General features: G+C 33.0%; 8 protein-coding genes and 8 pseudogenes. 6 read left to right on the top strand and 10 right to left on the bottom strand.

The features are described from left to right. Positions 1-19 precede the first annotated feature (19 nt). Together ABLV90_RS09350 and ABLV90_RS09345 are read right to left on the bottom strand one after the other, a co-directional pair. Positions 20-454, bottom strand: coding sequence for a YlbF family regulator (locus tag ABLV90_RS09350; protein WP_460872534.1), 435 nt, complete (start codon positions 452-454; stop codon positions 20-22). A gap of 17 nt (positions 455-471) precedes the next feature. Then, on the bottom strand, positions 472-1,521 hold the full coding sequence (locus ABLV90_RS09345) for a CAP-associated domain-containing protein (protein ID WP_427704953.1): 1,050 nt from the start codon (positions 1,519-1,521) through the stop codon (positions 472-474). 187 nt (positions 1,522-1,708) lie between these two features. Here ABLV90_RS09345 and ABLV90_RS09340 point away from each other — a divergent pair. Next, a pseudogene (locus ABLV90_RS09340) lies at positions 1,709-3,969 on the top strand (ATP-binding cassette domain-containing protein). A gap of 141 nt (positions 3,970-4,110) precedes the next feature. Here the strand turns inward: ABLV90_RS09340 and ABLV90_RS09335 are convergent. Together ABLV90_RS09335 and cyoE are read right to left on the bottom strand one after the other, a co-directional pair. Beyond that, positions 4,111-4,572, bottom strand: coding sequence for a DUF420 domain-containing protein (locus ABLV90_RS09335; protein WP_069816359.1), 462 nt, complete (start codon positions 4,570-4,572; stop codon positions 4,111-4,113). 24 nt (positions 4,573-4,596) lie between these two features. Next, positions 4,597-5,509: pseudogene (gene cyoE, locus ABLV90_RS09330) on the bottom strand (heme o synthase). Positions 5,510-5,793: 284 nt separating this feature from the next. Between cyoE and ABLV90_RS09325 the strand changes: the two are divergent. Then, positions 5,794-6,702 (top strand): COX15/CtaA family protein, encoded by a 909-nt coding sequence (locus ABLV90_RS09325; protein WP_460872533.1) that lies wholly within the window; start codon positions 5,794-5,796, stop codon positions 6,700-6,702. Positions 6,703-6,973: 271 nt separating this feature from the next. Here ABLV90_RS09325 and ABLV90_RS09320 read toward each other — a convergent pair. The 3 genes and pseudogenes from ABLV90_RS09320 to ABLV90_RS09310 all read right to left on the bottom strand — a co-directional run bounded on the left by ABLV90_RS09320 (position 6,974) and on the right by ABLV90_RS09310 (position 12,736). Further along, a pseudogene (locus ABLV90_RS09320) lies at positions 6,974-10,432 on the bottom strand (pyruvate carboxylase). Between the two features lie 404 nt (positions 10,433-10,836). Continuing rightward, positions 10,837-12,072 (bottom strand): cell division peptidoglycan polymerase FtsW, encoded by a 1,236-nt coding sequence (gene ftsW, locus ABLV90_RS09315; protein ID WP_460872532.1) that lies wholly within the window; start codon positions 12,070-12,072, stop codon positions 10,837-10,839. Between the two features lie 388 nt (positions 12,073-12,460). Then, positions 12,461-12,736: an Fpa/YlaN family protein gene (locus ABLV90_RS09310; protein ID WP_069832442.1), complete on the bottom strand. Its 276-nt coding sequence runs from the start codon at positions 12,734-12,736 to the stop codon at positions 12,461-12,463. Positions 12,737-13,058: 322 nt separating this feature from the next. On the opposite strand from ABLV90_RS09310, the pseudogene ABLV90_RS09305 reads away from it, so the two are divergent. Together ABLV90_RS09305 and ABLV90_RS09300 are read left to right on the top strand one after the other, a co-directional pair. Continuing rightward, positions 13,059-13,542 (top strand): annotated as a pseudogene (locus tag ABLV90_RS09305) (hypothetical protein). A 2-nt stretch (positions 13,543-13,544) separates the two neighbouring features. Further along, a complete protein-coding gene (locus ABLV90_RS09300; RefSeq protein ID WP_081325282.1) occupies positions 13,545-13,718 on the top strand; it encodes a DUF2197 domain-containing protein in 174 nt (57 codons plus the stop codon). A gap of 269 nt (positions 13,719-13,987) precedes the next feature. On the opposite strand, the pseudogene typA reads toward ABLV90_RS09300, so the two are convergent. Further along, positions 13,988-15,837: pseudogene (gene typA / locus ABLV90_RS09295) on the bottom strand (translational GTPase TypA). 106 nt (positions 15,838-15,943) lie between these two features. Between typA and ABLV90_RS09290 the strand changes: the two are divergent. Continuing rightward, positions 15,944-16,126: pseudogene (locus tag ABLV90_RS09290) on the top strand (DUF5325 family protein); the annotation flags it as partial. A 102-nt stretch (positions 16,127-16,228) separates the two neighbouring features. Here the strand turns inward: ABLV90_RS09290 and ABLV90_RS09285 are convergent. After that, positions 16,229-17,048 (bottom strand): annotated as a pseudogene (locus ABLV90_RS09285) (inositol monophosphatase family protein). Between the two features lie 262 nt (positions 17,049-17,310). On the opposite strand from ABLV90_RS09285, the pseudogene ABLV90_RS09280 reads away from it, so the two are divergent. Then, positions 17,311-17,923 (top strand): annotated as a pseudogene (locus tag ABLV90_RS09280) (YktB family protein). A 101-nt stretch (positions 17,924-18,024) separates the two neighbouring features. Here ABLV90_RS09280 and ABLV90_RS09275 read toward each other — a convergent pair. After that, positions 18,025-18,540, bottom strand: a complete 516-nt coding sequence (locus tag ABLV90_RS09275) for a DUF4064 domain-containing protein (protein WP_427704969.1) — start codon at positions 18,538-18,540, stop codon at positions 18,025-18,027. Positions 18,541-18,692 lie beyond the last annotated feature (152 nt).

Below are 18,692 nucleotides of genomic sequence, written 5' to 3'. Positions count from 1 at the left end.
ATGACTCTAAAAATTCAGCTTAAAGTGAACAGCTACATGATCCACCTGTAGCACAGCCACTTGCATCTTTTTGGAAAAATGGATTGCCTGTTTCAATTTTTACATTTTCAGAAACAGCGTATGCAATTTTAACAATCACCTCATCTATTAAATCCTGTAATAAGACTTCTTTTTGTTTAAAATCCATTACAACTGGCGACATTTCATAAGCCCGTTTACGTTTACGTGTATCTAGCATCACCGTTTGGTAATCAGGGTGGTATTTACCAAAACGCATAATTTCATCATACTTATCTTTTGATTTCAAAAATGCTTGGTATAGTAAATGTGCTTCATCATTATCCGCTAACTGTTGTTCAGCCTCTTTATATTCTTTATATAATCTTGATTCAAGTATTTTATCACTAAGCGCTTCAATTTCATCAAGCACTGTTAATGTTTCTTCAGTAATCATCGTTACAAATCTCCTTTCTATTTATCTTCAACAAAAATAATTGTGTAGTAACCATTTGTTACTTCGCCACCCATTTCATTATATTTAGAGTTTAACATCCTTGATCTATGAATATCTGAGTTGAGCCAACTATGTATTAACGTTGGCACTTCGTTGAAGTCATAGCCAACATTTTGACTAGCAGATACAAATGGCACCTCTTGCTCATTGAGCTGTTGTTTTAAAGCATCTTCAGTAAATTCAACACTATCAGTACCAATTGCTTCATACAAGTTAAATGAGGCAATATGCGTTAAATGATTATTAACTTTTAATGGCTTGGCATCTTTTAACTTTCTCATTTCATTTGTAATTTCATAAAGTGTTGTCAGCTGATTTGAGTTTTGCTCATAAGTGATATTACTATATTTACTTTTAACCTCTTTATCTTCTTTGGTAGATAACATTTGATAGGGTTTAAATGCTGCCAGAGCTTCACTATCTAAATATCTAACTGCTACAACCTCATTAGATTGTTGATCTATGTAAACTTGCGCATACATATCTTCAAATTTAATTAATGCTTGTGTTTTCATATCTGAATCAGATAGCTCTAATTCATATTGCTTACCATTAACAGAAATCGTTGGTTCTGGATTAATACTATATTTTTCAAAAACGTGTGACGCATCGTCCTGTATTTTTATTGGATTTACATTAGCATCTTTACCTGTTGCATAAACAGATTTAATGATCCCTTTTTTAGTAGTAATCAAATAATATTTATCTTTTTGCTTAAACACATAGTTTTTAAAATTATTTTTATATGGATAAACTCGATCAGCTTGACCATATTTATCAGTTAATTCATCTAAGCTTTGACCAACCCACGTACTCACACCCTTTTTAGGTTTCGGGTTTTCAGCGTTTGTCTCAGTTTTTTGAGCATCCTTATTTTGTGTCGTTTTAGTTGAATCTTTATTAGGATTTTCGAGTACGTCAAACTTTAAACGCGGTGAGTAAAATAGATAAATTAAAAAACAAATTAATAATAATACACCAATAATTTTAATTATTAGTTTTTTCATCGCTCACCCACCTATATATTACTTTCATTTATTGTACATGTTTCATTATGTCACAAGCAAGGTATGTCGTTGTAAATTCTTTGTTAAGATTAGCACAGGTCATTCAAAATACACATTTTTACGATTCAGCGATACAAGTGATACATCATCTTTTTTCGGGTATAGTTATAATTGAGAGGTGAAAGTCATGACAACAATTCGTATTCACGGCGCAAAGCAAAACAATTTAAAAGATATTTCTGTCGATATACCAAAGCATCAAATAACGGTTTTTACTGGTCGCTCAGGTTCAGGAAAATCTTCATTAGTATTTAATACAATTGTCGCCGAGTCAGAACGTCTTTTAAACGAGACATATTCTACATATATACAACATCAATTAACTCAATATTCAAAACCAAAAGTAGATTTGATTGAACACCTACCAGTTGCGATGATTATCAACCAAAAACGACTAGGTGGTAATTCACGTTCAACAGTAGGAACAATATCTGATATATACGCTTCAGTGAGATTATTATGGTCTCGAATCGGAGAACCTTTTGTGGGTTACTCTGACATATTCTCATTTAACAATCCTAAAGGAATGTGCGATACATGCTCAGGTCTAGGATATGTGGAGGACATAGATTTAAATGAGTTGTTAGATTTTAATAAATCTTTAAATGAAGATGCGATACGATTCCCCTCTTTTAGACCAGATAGTTGGAGAGGAAAGCGTTATTTATATACAGGGTTATTTGATAATGATAAAAAATTAAAAGATTATACACAAGCAGAACTTGATACGTTGCTGTACACAAAGCCTACTAAACTGAAAAACCCGCCTGATAATTGGCCTAAGACAGCCAAATTCGAAGGTTTAATTCATCGCTTCAGACGTTCTTTTTTACTCAATGATAATTTTGAAAAAAATAAATTTAGAGAAGCCATAGATCGTGTCGTGACTTCAAAAGAATGTCCGAAATGTCATGGAAAAAGATTACATCCAGATATTTTAAAATGTAAAATTAATGGTTTTGACATCGCAGATTTCACTCAATTATCCATTGATGATGCATTAGATTTCATTAAAAACATTCATTCAGATAAAGCGCGTGTCATCATTAAACCACTACAACAACAGTTACAATCTTTAAGTTATATTGGGCTTAATTACTTAACTTTATCTAGAGAAACTACCACGCTTTCAGGTGGTGAATCACAGCGCATTAAATTAATAAGACACCTTAATAGCCCTTTAAGTGATTTAGTGTACATTATAGATGAGCCTAGTGTTGGTTTACATCCTGATGACATACAACGTATAAATGAAATCATACAATCTTTAAAAGACAAAGGTAATACTGTGTTGGTCGTTGAACATGACCCTGATGTTATACGTATTGCTGACCATGTCATAGATTTAGGCCCACTTGCTTGGAAAAAATGGTGGCGAGATTACATTTACTGGGTCTTATAATGCTTTATTAAAATCAACTACCAGTACAGGCGTTGCCTTACGAAGAATGCATAAGCTTAAATCACAACCTAGAAAGCGCCAACATTTTATTAAGCTATCTAATATATCTCGTAATAATTTGAAAAATATTTCAACTCAAATACCAGAAGAGGCTATGACTGTAGTGACTGGTGTCGCGGGTTCCGGCAAAAGTTCTTTAATTCATGAAGGATTAGAGCAGTTACAAGACACTATTTTTATTGATCAAAAACCTGTGCATGCTTCAAGTCGTTCTAACTTACTCACTTATTTAAATATATTTGATGAAGTTCGAAGCTATTTCAGTGAAGAAACAGGATTAAAAAAATCTATGTTTAGTTATAATTCAGAAGGCGCTTGTCCAGAGTGCCATGGTAAAGGTATTTTAAAAACCGAACTTGCATTTATGCCAGATTTCACTCAAACGTGTGATGTTTGTAACGGACTAAGATATAAACCAGAAGTGCTTGACGCTAAAGTAGCAGGTTATTCCATCGCAGATATTCTTGCGCTAACTGTAGATGAAGCAATTGAATTTTTCCATTCAAAACACAATATCTCAACACCTTTGAATGCTTTAAAATCCACAGGTCTTAATTATATGACATTAGGTCAAACGTTAAATACCTTGTCAGGTGGCGAAGTTCAACGTGTGAAACTAAGTAAATATTTAACACGTACTGTAAATCACCACACTTTTGTCTTCGATGAACCTACAACAGGATTACATGAAGATGACATACCTATATTATTAGACTGTTTTAATCAACTCATTGATGACAACAACACAGTAGTAGTTATAGAACATAACCTAACCATGATGACGCATGCAGACTGGATTATTGATATCGGTCCTTATGCTTGGTGGCCAAGGCGGACAATTACTATATGAAGGACAACCAAAAGGATTATTAGATACTAAAGATTCTGTAACTGCTAAACACTTAATACGATACTTGAATAATTAGACTGAATCTCTAGTATTATTGTTTATTAACTATATCACTGTAACTAAAAAAATGGTAAGCAATCAAAATTTGATTGCTTACCATTTTTATTATATGCCGAAAATCTTTCCGTAAAATGACTAACAGTCATTTAAACATTAGTTATAATCCAAACGTTGCTTTGATTAGCGATGTTGTTTCTCCGCCAGGATAGATTACATAAAGTAATGCGTATACTGCTAAACCAGTGATTGCAGTGAAGAACCATACAATTGATGCAATTGGACCGACAAATCTATGCACTTTAAATTTCTCTTTAAAGGCCGTGATAATTTGTGATACACCTAAAATTGCGCCAATTGTTGCTAAGTTGATATGGAATACTAAGAATATAGTGTAATAAATCTTCATTGAATCAGGACCGCCGAAAGCAGTGTTACCAACGAAAATCGTTCTCGAAGCATAAATGATAAAGAACGCGAGTGCAAAAAATGCCGCACTTAGCATTACTTTTTTATGACTTTCGATTTCTCTTTTCCAAATTTTGCGCCAACCTATTGCAACTAAGATAGCACTAATAACTATAAAACTTGTACTTAAAGTAGGTAAAATTGGTAAATTCATATATTACATCCTCATTATTAATTATTAGAACATTTGAATTAATGACACGACGACAACGAGCACAAAGAATACTACTAAATAATTCAATGAATAAACGAACATTTTTGTCGCCCATTTCGTTTGATCTAAATCTTTCTTAAAGCTTGTTAACCACATATATACCCAACCTAAATTTAACAATGTTGCTATCACAATAAACGTTGTGCCTAATGTGCTAAGTAAAAATGGTAGTGGTAGTAAGAATACAAGCCATATAAACATGCTCACTCTCGTACGGCTAAACCCTTTAACAGATGGTAGCATTGGGATATTTGCTAATGAATATTCATCTTTACGTTTAATTGCTAACGCATAAAAATGAACTGGTTGCCAACAGAATACTACTAAGAATAGTGCTACTGCTACCAAACTGAGGTTTCCTTCGATTGCAGTCCAACCAATTAATGGTGGCACTGCACCTGGAAAACTACCAATGACTGTATTCCAAACTGTATGACGTTTAGACCAAATAGAATAAAATGAAACATACCCAACGATGCCTATCAAGCCAATTACTCCCGAAGGTATGTTTAACGCAAATAGTAATGCCTCCCCTATAAGCATCATTCCAAAACTGAGAATCAATAAATTTCTTTCTGAGATTCTCTCATTAACTGTTGGTCTCTGTTGTTTACTTGGCATGATACTGTCAATATCTTGATCATAGTAATTATTTAAAGCACATGCGCCCCCCATAATTAACGTAGAGCCCACCAACATCATTAAGATTTGTGGTATTGACGAGAGGAAGGAATGATTCGCCAACACAATTGCAAGCCATGAACCAGACAAATGCGGGTAGTAAGTTTCCTTGTACAAGCCCCATTTTGATGATTTGCTGTAACTCTTTAAAAGTTACACGACTAGAATTATGTGACAAAGTTTGTTCTTTGTTCATAATTTCCCTCCTATTTTTTTCATATAATACAATGATATATTAAATTTGTGTTATTGACTACATTTATGTAAAGTTATTTGTGACACTTTAACGACTTTCACAAATAGTCATTTTTGTGACACAATTTAATCTATATTTCTTGTTATAATGTTAGTTAAGATTTATTTAAATTTTATAAGTATGTCTTTTCGAGATTAATAATTACAATAATTACGACAAATGATGTTACAACTGAATGTAATTTAGTGTCTCAAGAGTTTTACATATAAGTGGGGGGTTAATTCTTGTTTAGCAAAAAAAACCTAAAATGGTTATCTGTTTTAGCAACACTCATTATGGCTTTTGTTCAATTGGGTGGTGCCTTAGTTACCAAGACTGGTTCAGCAGATGGATGTGGCTCTGACTGGCCATTATGTCATGGTGCATTTTTACCTCAAAATTTACCAATTCAAACGTTGATTGAATTAAGTCACCGTGCAGTTTCAGGCATATCCATGCTTGTTGTCTTATGGTTAGCGATAGTTGCTTGGAAACATATTGGTTATATTAAAGAAGTAAAACCGTTAAGTATTATAAGTGTTGGATTCTTAGTCATCCAAGCGCTTGTTGGTGCAGCGACAGTAATGTGGCAACAAAATTCTTATACGTTAGCTTTACACTTTGGTATTTCATTGATTTCATTCTCATCAGTGTTTGTCTTAACTTTAATTATTTTTGAAATTGATCGAAAATATGAAGCTGATGAGCTATTTATCAGAAAGCCATTAAGAATTTATACATGGATTATGGCAATTGTTGTATATTTAACTATATACACGGGAGCACTAGTAAGACACAAAGAAGCCAGCTTAGCATATGGTAAATGGCCACTGCCATTTGACGATATCATACCGCATAATGTACAAGACTGGGTAAACTTTACGCATAGAGGTATGGCTTTAATTGCTTTCATTTGGATATTACTTACATTTATCCATGCAGTAAAAAATTATAGCCATAATCGTACAATACGTTTTGGTTATACAGTCGCCTTTGTCTTAGTCGTTTTACAAGTTATTACAGGTGCTTTATCTATGATGACAAATGTTAATCTATTCATTGCTTTGTTACATGCGCTATTTATTACTATATTGTTTGGCTTAATCGCATACTTTATAGTACTAATGCTTCGAACAATTCGAAGTGGCGGATAAATAATTTTTATTGGTTAATAAACAAAAAAGTACTTAGACAAACCAAATGCTTGAAATGGCATTTGGTTTTTTTTATAGATATTATTCATTAAGTACACCTTACTGCATTGATATCAATATCTATTCCTTCTTACAAATAGCGTTTTTTCATTAATTGCGTTACATATATTTATTTTTATTTGTGCTTACATTTTAAAAATTCCAACATAAAACAGCCGTCAGATTCCTATTTAGGGGAACCTGACGGCTGTTTAATTGTACAATAATTAATTTAATCTACTGGTTCTTTTTCAATTTCAATCAATAAGTCACCTGTTTGGATTGCTTCTCCACTTTGAACTGTAACCTTCTTAACCACACCATCAAATGGTGATTGGATTGTTGTTTCCATTTTCATTGCTTCTGTAATTAATAAAGCTTGACCGCTCGTAACAGATTCGCCTTCTGAAATTTTGACTTCAGTAACTGAACCTGGCATCTGAGCTCCGATATGATTTGGATTTAATTTATCTGCTTTTGGTTTCACACTTTCACTTGCCTTGACGTTTTCATCTTGAATGAAGATACGACGTGCTTGACCATTCATATCATAGAAAATTGTACGAATACCTTTTTCATCTGGCTCTGTAATCGTCTTAAGTGTGATGATGAGTCTCTTACCTGTATCAATTTCAATTTCTACCGTCTCGTTAGATCTCATACCAAAGAAGAACGTTGGCGTATCTAATAATGATACATTACCAAATTGTTCTCGCGTTGAGATAAACTGTTCATAAACTTTTGGATATAACACATAACTGATTATATCTTGTTCTGTAACTTCTCTTTCTTGTTTCTCTTCTAATTCTTTTCTAACCGCTTCAAAATCAACAGGCTCTAGGTATTCACCTGGTCTATCTGTTAAAGCTGTTTGACCTTTTAAGATGACTTTTTGCAATTGTTTATTAAAGCCACTTACTGGTTGGCCAATTTCCCCTTTAAAGAACGATACAACAGATTCAGGGAAATCTAATTTATAACCATCATCGATGATAGTTTGTTCATCTAAATCATTTTGTACCATGTATAGAGCCATATCACCTACTACTTTAGAAGAAGGTGTTACTTTTACAATATCGCCAAATAAGAAGTTGACACGTTTGTACATTTCTTTCACTTCATTAAATCTATTGCCCAGCCCTAAACTTTTAGCTTGTTGACTTAAGTTTGAATATTGTCCACCTGGCATTTCGTGTTGGTAAATTTCAGTATTAGGTGATTTAATATCACTTTCAAAATCACTATAATACTGACGCACTGTACCCCAATAATGAGATAATTCTTCCATGCCATCAATATCTGCACGCACATTTCTACCAAAACCGTTTAATGCATAATATAACGAATTAGAACTTGGTTGACTTGTTAAGCCACTCATTGACGCTACAGCAGTATCAATGACATCTACGCCGAGCATCTATCGCTTGTTTGTAAACAAGTATGCCATTGCCACTTGTATCATGTGTATGCAGATGGATAGGTAAATCTACTGCGGCTTTTAATTCTCCAATTAACTCGTTCGCAGCTTTAGGTTTCAATAAGCCGGCCATATCTTTAATCGCTAAAATATGGAATCCTTCTCTCTCAAGTTCTTTCGCCATATTCACATAATATTCTAACGTGTACAGGTCAGAACGATTCGGATTCAAAATATCGCCTGTATAACAAATTGCACCTTCCGAAATTTTACCTGCTTCTTGTACTGCTTCGTTTGCTATTTTCATTTGATCTACCCAGTTTAATGAATCAAATATGCGGAATACATCAATTCCAGCTGTCCGCACTCTCTTTGACAAACTTTTTAATTACGTTGTCAGGGTAGTTTTTATAACCAACTGCATTAGAAGCACGTAGTAACATTTGGAATAGTACATTTGGAACAGCTTTTCTCAATCTTTCCAATCTTTCCCACGGGTTTTCTTTTAAGAAGTTAAATGCGACATCGAATGTTGCACCACCCCACATCTCTAATGAAAAGCTATCTTTCATTACATCTGCAGTTTTAGAAGCAATGTTCATCATATCTTTCGTACGTACACGAGTAGCAAGTAATGATTGATGTGCATCTCTAAATGTTGTGTCTGTAATTAATACGTCTTCTTGTTGTTTTAACCAATCTGCAACTGCTTTAGGTCCTTGTGCGTCTAATAGTTGCTTAGTACCTTCTAATTGATCAACTTCTTTTTTAGCAATCTTCGGAATTGGAGATACTTCGTAAATTGGCTTTGGTCGTTTTTCGACATTAGGGAAACCATTTATTGAAACATTACCTATATATTCTAGTGTTTTTGTACCACGGTCAAGTGTTGGTGCTATATCAAAAAGTTCTGGCGTTTTCTCGATAAATTTCGTTGTATAATCGCCTGTTTTAAATTGTTCATGTCTCATCACATTAATCAAGAATGGCACATTGGTTTTAACGCCACGTATTCTCATTTCTTGTAACGAACGATCCATTTTTTCATTTGCTTGTTTAAATGACATCGCATGCGTAGATAGTTTCACAAGTAATGAATCATAATATGGTGAAATTTCTGCACCTTGGAAACCATCACCAGCGTCTAATCTAACCCCAAAGCCGCCACTTGAACGATAAGCTATAATTCTACCCGTATCAGGCATGAAATCATTTGTAGGATCTTCAGTAGTAATACGACATTGTATAGCGTATCCTAACGTTTGAATATCTTTTTGTTTTGGCATACTAATTTCATCATCAAATAATACTTCGCCGTCTGCTACAAGTATTTGAGTTTTAACAATATCCACACCTGTAACCATTTCAGTAATTGTATGTTCAACTTGCACACGTGGGTTCACTTCTATGAAATAGAACTCATCTCCTGATACTAAGAATTCTACAGTACCTGCGTTAACATATTTTATATTTTCCATAAGTTGGATCGCGAGCATCAGAAATTTGTTCTCTTAAATCATCAGACAATGCAACAGAAGGCGCTACTTCCACTACTTTTTGATGACGTCGTTGCACAGAGCAATCACGTTCATACAAGTGTACGATATTGCCATGTTCATCTCCGATAATTTGAACTTCTATATGTTTTGGATTATCAATGTATTTTTCAATATATACTTCACTATTACCGAATGATTTTTCAGCTTCAGACTTAGCACGGTGGAATGCGTCCTCTAATTCATCTTCTGCATGGACGATACGCATGCCTTTACCACCGCCACCACTTGTTGCTTTAATCATAAGTGGATAGCCTGCTTCATTTGCAAAAGCTATAGCATCTTTTTGATTATCAATCGGTCCATCAGTACCTGGGATAACTCTTAAATCTGCTTTAATTGCTGTTGATCTTGCTTTAACTTTGTCCCCAAACATATCTAAATGCTCCACACGAGGCCCAATAAATTTGATGCCTTCTTCCTGACATCTGCGTGCAAATGTTTCATTTTCACTTAAAAAACCATAACCAGGATGAATTGCATCTACATCGGCACGTTTCGCCACTTCTAAAATGCGTTCAATATCTAAATATGATTCTGCAGGACCTAAATCTTCGCCTACTAAGTATGATTCATCCGCTTTATATCTATGTAAAGACCCTTTATCTTCATTTGAATAAATCGCAACTGTTTGTACATTTAACTCAGTTGTTGCTCTAAAAATCCTTATTGCTATTTCTCCACGATTGGCTACCATAAGTTTATTTATTTTTTTCACAACATGGTCCCCCTTAAAATTTGAATTTTCTAAAAAGTTTGATATAGAAACCATTATAGCAAAATGCGAACAATGTATACAAATAAAAGTTTGTTCGTATATTCTAGAATAACTACTTAAACGGTTGAATTGTGATCACTGATAGATAAAATTTTATCCGTCTGTGATAGTCTCTAAACACTGTAGTATACGCGCATTTCTATGGAATTATATCATAGCTTAACTATAATAAAAAATTATTAAAATTGATAACTTTTTATTATCATTAACTTTAAAAACACTAAGTTTTTCAAAATTAAGATGTCTAATTATAAAAATAAGCAAACGTTTTCAACATTTTACTGTTGTAACGTTTGCTTTTACAAATTACATTTTTTATATCATAACTACCATAACAAACTAACTTATGATTTTCTGGAGATCCCTGGATTATTGTTAATTTTATTTGCTTTTTTCTTTCTTAATTCTTCGATTTTAATTTGTTTCGCTGTAATTAGCAGTAGACCCATAGCGATACTTAAACTAATCATTGAAGAGCCACCAAAGCTTATGAATGGTAATGGCACACCTGTTAACGGAATTGTACCTGAAATACCACCTAAGTTAACAAATGTTTGACTACCGATATAACTTGCAATACCTACACAAACCAACTTGTAAAAGTAAGAGTTAGTTTTATTTGCTAGTTCAAATGCTCTGTAAACTATAAAGAATAGTAAGCATATCACGACGACGCGACCTACCAAGCCTAACTCTTCAGCAATAATCGAAAAGATAAAATCAGTATGTGGCTCTGGTAAGTATCCTAATTTCATAATACTATTACCTAACCCTCGTCCAAACAGTCCACCATTTCCGATTGCAATCAAGGAGTTAGAGATATGATACCCAGTACCTTCTTCATTACTAAATGGATTTGTTAATGTACTAAAACGGGCAGTCAAGTAATCTGGAACTAATCCTAATAGTAAGAACAGTGAGCCTATAATAACTACACCGAACAAAATCATCAAACCATATTTGAGTGATTTTTGAACACCAATACCTGCATAAAATATGATTGAAAAGAAGATAATTAAAATTAATAGCGTTTGTCCTACATCTCTTTGTAAAAGTACAAGTGCTATACAAATTGATGCCAAAATAATCGGTGATGCTAATATTTTTGGTTCTTTAAAAACTTTCGGTCGTTTCTTTTCTATCATATAAGGTATATATACAATGATTGCAATTTTCAATAGTTCCGAAGCTTGTAGGTTCATAAAACCTAAATTGAGCCAACTTTTCGAACCATTAATATTACTTCCTACAAGTAAAGTGGCTAAGAGTAAACCAACCATTATCATCATCATCCATTTCTGAAATCTGATGGATTCAAGGAATTTGACATTCATAAAGAATGCCATGAAAAAGACAAGAATTAAACTCATGATTACATACATTAATTGTCTTGTATAAAAGTAAGTCCCAGTCACTGGAACGCCACCTGTCAATGAACCTTTTGTAGTCGCAACCATACTTGCGCTATATACCATTACTAAGCCTATTAGACATAATAAAATATATGTAATTACTAACGGATAATCAATAAATTTGGCATTTCTACCAATATATCGAAAAAATTGTTTTATGTTATTCATTTGACATATCATCCAATTCTAATTATTAATATCATTTATCATTACCAGCTCAAATTCGTAACTTTAAAACGATATTTATTGTTGTAAATCGTCTTAAGATATTGGGTCTGTTTCATAAAAAATAAATTACACTTTTAACATTATATCAAACATTACTCTAATATTTCGAACAAATATAACACTAAATACCATTATTTTAACCATTAATTTCGTCATTTGTCTATTTTAAACAAAAGAAAATGGCTGCGATGCAATCAACAATATATTGATGTCCCAGCCACTCTGAAATATGTTATGTAGTTTTGAAGTTACTACTTATACAAGTTGTGTGTAATTTTAAAGTCTGGTTAAACTCTTTCCAGCTAAAAATTCTATTTATTTAACCATATTAAACATTAGTAAATGCGTCATGCAATTTAGAAAGTTCTTTTTCTAATCGTAGCATTAAATCTTTGCCCACTTCTATATCGACTAAACCGAGTTGAACAGCAAAATCTACTTCTTTTTGCAATCCAAACATTTGAGTATCGAGTACTTCTTCATATAACGGGCATTGAGGTAACGTCAGATTATCCATTTGTACTTTTATAAGTTGGAGAATCCTATCAGCATCTTTATTCAATTGGTCATATGCCGCACTGTTCATTTTTTGGTTCTTTACCATGACATACTCCCCCTATCAATTGTAACTTTATATGTAGAAGTGTATCTTACTGATTCATAAAAAGCAAGTGAATTCCTTAATATACTAAACCGTGTTATTTGTGATAATATTGATATTAAAGAAATCTTTATCTCAAATATATTTATTTATGGAATCGTCAGCCTGCCGGCATCTGTTGTGTAAACGTTTTATTTCAACACGAATTTTATAGTACAATGCGTATATGAAATGTTCACTTACAAGTGAAAAATATTCACAAAAAATTCATTTTTACATATTTTTGTTATAAAGATAGATAAGATATACAAATAGGAGTGGGACTATGATTCAAATTAAGGGCGCAGTTAAATTTCCAATATCATTAGATAGTACAACTTGGATTTTTGATGATAGAAAAGTACAAATTGAAGATTTAGAAAAAGGTGTATTTGACGGTACAAAACCAATCAATTTTGACGATAACCGTGAATGGAATCGTGCAATTTTGGAAGGTCAAACTAATCCACCAACTTTAAATTCTGAAATAAAATATAAAAGACGTGCAGTATTGGAACAATCATTTGTTATCAATATGGCACCTTTTTTCAAAAATGCTTGAACCACATGATTCGGCAAAAGCAATCCGTTTATATAATGAAAATGATGCTATCGAGGTTCCGATTGACTTATTACCTTACCTCTTTTTCCAATTCGCTAAAGATGGTAAAAGATTATATGATGACTATAGCGTAGATAGCTTTGTTTACATTCCAAATGAAGGTTATTCTTACCAATTTGCATATGTTACTCATATTGAGGTGATCTAAATATGAAAAAAGTTCAATGTATTATTTGTGATATGGAAGTATTTATCGATCAAAATACATTAGAAGCGAAAAGACTTAGAAATGATCCGATGCACACATTTATGTGTGATGAGTGTAAAAGTAGACTTGATACACCTAAACAGCGCAATCAAGTAACGACTTATAATCATCTTTAACACATAGTTTTCTATCACATCAATTTAATAAACTAACTTTATAATTATAATAGCTAATTATTCAATAATTATGAGCCGTAACAAAATGCGACTCAAATTGTTAAATGATTAGCTATTTTTATATGTTATAAAACATCATGTACATATGTTGTTAGTAACAATATATATTTAATTTACTTAATCGTGGTATCTTAGATGCCAATTCTAAAATAAAAGAACCAAACTAGAAATTATTATCTAGTTTGGTTCTTTTATTAAATCTTATTTAATTATTCATTATCTTGCATCATTTGTTTGACACGTTTAGATTCTTTTTCACGTGCTGATTTTTCTAGAACTGTTTTTCTAATACGGATATTTTCTGGTGTAACTTCTACAAGTTCATCGTCATTGATAAATTGTAATGCTTCTTCTAAAGTTAAAATTCTTGGGCGTTTCATACTTACAGTTTGGTCTTTATTAGCAGAACGTACGTTTGTTTGGTTTTTTTCTTTTGTAACGTTAACTGTTAAGTCATTATCACGGTTATGTTCACCAACAACCATACCTTCATATACTTCAGTACCAGGTTCCATGAAGTTTGTACCACGGTCTTCTAAGCCCATAATTGCATAAGCACTAGCTTTACCTTGATCAAGAGATACAAGTGCACCGTTTCTTCTGCCACCGATACGACCTTTAACACGTGGTCTGAATTCTTCAAATGTATGGTTAATAATACCATAACCACGAGTTTGAGACATAAATTCTGTAGTATAACCAATTAAACCACGAGCCGGAACCATAAAGAGAATGCGTGTTAAGCCATTATCTGTTGTAACCATATCAAGCATTTCACCTTTACGTTGGCCTAATGACTCGATTACAGGACCTGTATACTCTTGCGGCACTTCACATTGTACACGTTCAAACGGTTCACATTTCACACCATCAATCTCTTTTAAAATAACTTGAGGTTTAGATACTTGTAATTCAAAGCCTTCACGTCTCATGTTTTCTATTAAGATTGATAAATGTAATTCACCACGACCTGCAACAATCCATTTATCTGGAGTTTCAGTAGGCGTAACTTTTAATGAAACGTCTGTTTCTAATTGTTGATCAAGACGTTCTTGAATTTGACGAGATGTTACATAATCACCTTCACGGCCTGCAAATGGTGAATTGTTAACTCTAAATGTCATTTCAAGTGTTGGTTCATCAATTCTTAATACAGGAAGTGCATCTTGGTGGTCACTTGGCGTTACTGTTTCACCAACGTTAATATCTTCCATTCCTGAAACAGCAATTAAATCGCCGAGCATATGCTTCCTCAACTTCTTCACGTTTTAATCCGAAGAAACCAAAGATTTTTGTTACACGGAAGTTTTTAACAGTTCCGTCTAATTTAATTAAAGATACACTGTCACCTACACGCATTGTTCCTCGGAACACACGACCTACACCAATACGTCCTAGATAATCACTATAGTCTAATAGCGCGATTTGGAATTGTAATGGTTCGTCTCTGTTATCAACTGGTGCTTGGTACATAATCGATAATTGTTTCGTATAAAGATTGCATGTTTTCATCTTGTTTTTCTGCATCTAAACTTGCAGTACCATTTACAGCTGACGCGTAAACGACTGGGAAATCTAATTGTTCGTCAGAAGCTTCTAACTCGATAAATAGGTCTAATACTTCATCTACTACGCCTTCTGGACGTGCTTCTGGTTTATCAATTTTATTTACAACTACAACTGGTTTTAAGTTTTGCTCTAATGCTTTTTTCAATACGAAACGTGTTTGTGGCATCGTTCCTTCATAAGCATCTACTACAAGTACAACACCATCAACCATTTTCATGATACGCTCTACTTCTCCACCGAAGTCAGCATGTCCTGGTGTATCTAAAATATTAATTCGATTGTCTTTATAATTCACTGCTGTATTTTTAGCAAGGATTGTGATACCGCGTTCTCTCTCAATATCGTTAGAATCCATTGCTCTTTCATCTACTTGTTCATTTTCACGGAATATTCCTGATTGTTTTAATAACTCATCTACTAGTGTTGTTTTACCATGGTCAACGTGAGCGATGATAGCTATATTACGAACGTCTTCTCTTCTATTAGTCATTTATACAAATTCCTTTCTCGAGTAAATTCCCACTTTTCTTTGCAACTTTTTTATTATATCATATAATTGGTTAAAGAAAACTATAAAGGTGTGGTAGTATGCAACAAAAAAATCGAAAGCAATATTCTGGGTACTTGCTGTAGTAGCTGTAGTATTCTTGCTTTTATTTAGCTTTAGTTTAGTCGCAACAAATGTTCCATTGATGATTTTAACACTTATATTATTCATTGCAACATTTGGTTACGGTTTCACTTTAAAAAAGAAATATCGCGAAAACGATTGGCTATAATCGAGTCAAATTTTATATACAATCTATAAAAGCGTCTCAATTCTAACAAATAGGATTGAGGCGCTTTTCATAGGTTGTTTTTTCTTCTAAAATGCTCTTTTATTATTTGTTTTTTAAACGTTGTTGCAATAATCCAATGATTTCATTATTTTTTTGAAAATGTTGTTCAATGAGTTCAGCATGCAATTGTTTATTCGCCATTACAATCGAACTAGGTTCATAAATTGATAATGCGTCTCCCATTAAATCTGTACCTTTTCCACCTACTTCATTTAAGACAATGAGTCCACCTGCAAAATCCCAAGGTTGTAATCTAGGTGTAATATATCCAGCTAATTTTCCAGTTGCGACATGAATAATTTCTAAAGCAGACTGATCCATAAGCTCTGGCACTCCTGGATTCTTCTACTATAGGTTTAAATAATTCTCCTAAACGTGGTTTGGTTAGCCAGTTAGGATTGATACCGATGATACTTGTACTTAAAGGCGTCGATTTTATTTCAGGAAGTCGATTTTCATTTTCGAATGCTCCTTCCCCAGTCTTAGCATGATATAATGCATCGTTCATTACATCATATACAAATCCTGCATAAGGTTGTCCATCATTATAAATACCAATGGAAATTGCGAAATTTTCTTTTTGATGAACAAAATTCAATGTGCCATCAATTGGATCTACTACCCATACAACACCTGACACATTATTCAGGTCATGGCCATGACCTTCCTCACCAATAACGTGGTGGTGAGGATATGTCTGTAAAATATTTTCAAAAATATAGTTTTCTGTAGCTTTATCTACATTTGTCACTAAATCATTAGGATTTGATTTCGTTTCTATTTCTATATCTTCTTTCATTATTTTTTTTACATTATTCCCTGCCTCTAATATGAGACCTTTAGCAAACTCGTAAACAGTCATTGTATCAGCTCCTTATTCACTTCTCATTATACAGTAATTAATACTCAAAAAGTTAATGCGCAACTTTTCTATTTTCTAATAATAATATGTATAAAAATATATTTTGAATATTTTATGGTTTCTTACATGTATACCCTATTTTATCTTTTATACACGCGCACTATAAAGTTATGTTTTAGGTGCACATAATGGGCAAAGACAATGTTAATCCAATTATATTATGCTACAATACAGACGTATATAATGTTTACAGGAGGCCCCAATGACTAAGTACATATTTAAACCTAGAGATTTCAAAGCATTCACAGTTGATGGTCTTGATGCAAGAATGGAAGCGTTAAATGAACGTATCCGACCACAAGTTGAATGAATTAGGTGATTATTTTGCACAATATTTAGAAACAGTAACCGGTGAAAAATTTTATCCACACGTAGCTAAACATGCGCGTCGAAAAGTTAATCCACCAAAAGACACATGGGTCGCATTCGCTACAAATAAACGCGGTTATAAAATGCAACCACATTTTCAAATAGGTCTGTTTGAAAATCAATTATTTGTCATGTATGGTATCATGCATGAAACAAAAGACAAAGCACAACAAATAAAAGCTTTCGAGGACCAATTTGAAACACTTAAAAATTTACCAAATGACTATAGCATTAGTCCTGATCATATGAGCCAAGAAAAAATTTACATTCATGAAATGTCAGATGAAGACATTACAAAAGCGCTCAATCGCGTTAAAGAAGTTAAAAAAGGTGAGTTCTTTGTAGCTCGTACATTGTCACCAAATGCCGAACAATTAGAAAGCGACAAAGTCTTTTTAAACTTCCTCGAAGAAACATTCGAACAATTACTCAAATTCTATAAATAATTCATCTGAATATCTAAAAAGCACGCGAATTAAAATGAATTTAAGTCGCGTGCTTTTTCTATTATTACTTATTTATCTTTATAAATGATTGCCAGGAACATTTAATAAATGTACGGGTCATCATCTTTTTTTCGTTTCATTTCTGCCTCAGGATCCATGTCTTGCTGCTGGGGCTTTTGTTTTTCTTTTTCGTTATTATAAATATTATAATTTGGCATCTGATTAATTTGATTACCTTGTTTCGTGTTATCTTTTTTCGCAAATAACATAATACCTACAATTAACCATAAAATCATTGCGATAAAGTTTCCACCAGATATACCAATAATAGCCGAAACAATAAATAAACATCCTGCTAGTATGCGATTACCTTTAATTGTAAAGACCGCAATAATAGCCAAAATCGTTGAAATAAGTGTAAAGATACCTTGTAGTACGATAGAAGCTTTAAAAGCTCCTGGGGTAATTTCTGTCCCTTGTTGTTGGTTCATTTCATTAAATACTTCTTTAAATTCTGGTACGTTGATGAAATTATATGCAATAACCATAAATAATAAGTATATTAAACTAAGACTAATTGCTATCCATGCTAGGGTACGTTCTGCTTTCCTACTCATATGCTTCCTCCTATAAATTCATTAATTACATCATAGCAAATTTATGAATAATTAAAAATAACCACGACCTATCGCTAAATTATATTGTATTAGAGCGATATAAATAAAAACCCGATTGTCTCACATTATGTGAGCAATCGAGTCTAGTAGTT

It is taken from the genome of Staphylococcus sp. 2S1, from assembly GCF_046721335.1.
In the GTDB taxonomy this organism is placed as follows: domain Bacteria; phylum Bacillota; class Bacilli; order Staphylococcales; family Staphylococcaceae; genus Staphylococcus; species Staphylococcus equorum_A.
The sequence above is the reverse complement of the archived record's forward strand: the minus strand, read 5'-3'. Positions and strand labels throughout refer to the sequence as shown.

Bases quoted from the DNA above. Each gene is read 5' to 3' on its own strand.
- ABLV90_RS09350 (WP_460872534.1), bottom strand. From the start codon at position 454: ATGATTACTGAAGAAACATTAACAGTGCTTGATGAAATTGAAGCGCTT.
- ABLV90_RS09345 (WP_427704953.1), bottom strand. From the start codon at position 1,521: ATGAAAAAACTAATAATTAAAATTATTGGTGTATTATTATTAATTTGT.
- ABLV90_RS09335 (WP_069816359.1), bottom strand. From the start codon at position 4,572: ATGAATTTACCAATTTTACCTACTTTAAGTACAAGTTTTATAGTTATT.
- ftsW (WP_460872532.1), bottom strand. From the start codon at position 12,072: ATGAATAACATAAAACAATTTTTTCGATATATTGGTAGAAATGCCAAA.
- ABLV90_RS09310 (WP_069832442.1), bottom strand. From the start codon at position 12,736: ATGGTAAAGAACCAAAAAATGAACAGTGCGGCATATGACCAATTGAAT.
- ABLV90_RS09300 (WP_081325282.1), top strand. From the start codon at position 13,545: ATGAAAAAAGTTCAATGTATTATTTGTGATATGGAAGTATTTATCGAT.
- ABLV90_RS09275 (WP_427704969.1), bottom strand. From the start codon at position 18,540: ATGAGTAGGAAAGCAGAACGTACCCTAGCATGGATAGCAATTAGTCTT.